The 1080-nt window shown below is 32.6% G+C and carries 1 protein-coding gene; it reads left to right on the top strand.

The features are described 5' to 3' along the window. Nucleotides 1–42: 42 nt before the first annotated feature. Nucleotides 43–897 carry a hypothetical protein gene (locus X939_RS0121875; RefSeq protein WP_025765396.1) on the top strand — a complete coding sequence of 285 codons (855 nt, stop codon included), beginning with the start codon at nt 43–45 and terminating at the stop codon, nt 895–897. Nucleotides 898–1080 lie beyond the last annotated feature (183 nt).

Below are 1080 nucleotides of genomic sequence, written 5' to 3'. Positions count from 1 at the left end.
CGTTAGGTGTTATGTTTACGACACAGTCCCTAAATAGACCTAATGATTGACAACATAAAAAGGCTTCAAAAATTAATTCTTACAAAAAGTGCAATTCCAAAAATTATTATTTGGGTAGCACTTTCTCTATCGAGTATTGTTATTTATTTAATCCATCCGATATTTCACTTAAACGAAAACCAAATTCTTTATTTATTTTCTTCGGCTTCGCAAGTTATAGCGGCAATATTTGGATTAATTATTACAGGCTATATTTTCTTAAGAAACGAACTCGACAGAAAAGCTGATAAAGATGAGACACTTGAAGAAATTATTTTACTTTTAAAAACAGAGTATTTCGGTTCTATAATTGGTATTAGCATAACAACATTAGCTTCAATATCTCTATGTTTTTTGGTAATCGTGTCCGAAAAGCATCACTACACTACGCATGTTGACTATTTGATTAACGTATCAGTGGCGACAATATTAACTGAGTTAATAATTATAAAATCCTTTGTCATTAGAATTCTAAATCCGAATAGCATAGATATAGCAAGTAATAAACTTAGAGACATTACAACACAAGACAAAGCAAATGAAAGTGGTAGCCTTGAAGAATTTTTACAGCACTATAATCAAATTGAATACATCCTTGAAAAATATGGAACTTCACTAATGTTTTCAGACTTAACAGACTATGAAAGTGCAAAGCGAAAAAGAATAGCAAAGTCTAAACTCGTTCATATATTATTTAAAGAAGGAAAAATTGATTTGCAGTTAAAGAATAATCTAATAGAACTAATTTCCTTCCGAAACAGTATTATTCACGGCACTGACTTATATGTTTCTAATAAGGACGTAGATTTATCAAAGGAAAATTTAGCCAGTTTAAAAAATAGTCTTGGTGTAGGTTAACCAACACAACAGCTAACATTGGGTTTTGTGCAAGTGTGGCTTGACGGAATAACAATCAGCAGCGGTAACTTTCCTGTACTTCAGTTCGGGGCTTGACGAATAAAGCCCGGCTTTGGTACTAACTATTTAACTTTATCAAAAAGCCAAGCAGCGGTTCCGGGCAGACGGAATGCTAATTCCACA

Origin of the sequence: Dyadobacter tibetensis Y620-1, assembly GCF_000566685.1 — a bacterium.
In the GTDB taxonomy this organism is placed as follows: Bacteria; Bacteroidota; Bacteroidia; order Cytophagales; family Spirosomataceae; genus Dyadobacter; species Dyadobacter tibetensis.
Note: the sequence above shows the minus strand (reverse complement) of the source record. Positions and strands in the feature narration are given on the sequence as shown.

What these genes read in the sequence shown, in the direction of transcription:
- X939_RS0121875 (WP_025765396.1), top strand. Translation starts at nt 43, where the DNA reads ATGATTGACAACATAAAAAGGCTTCAAAAATTAATTCTTACAAAAAGT.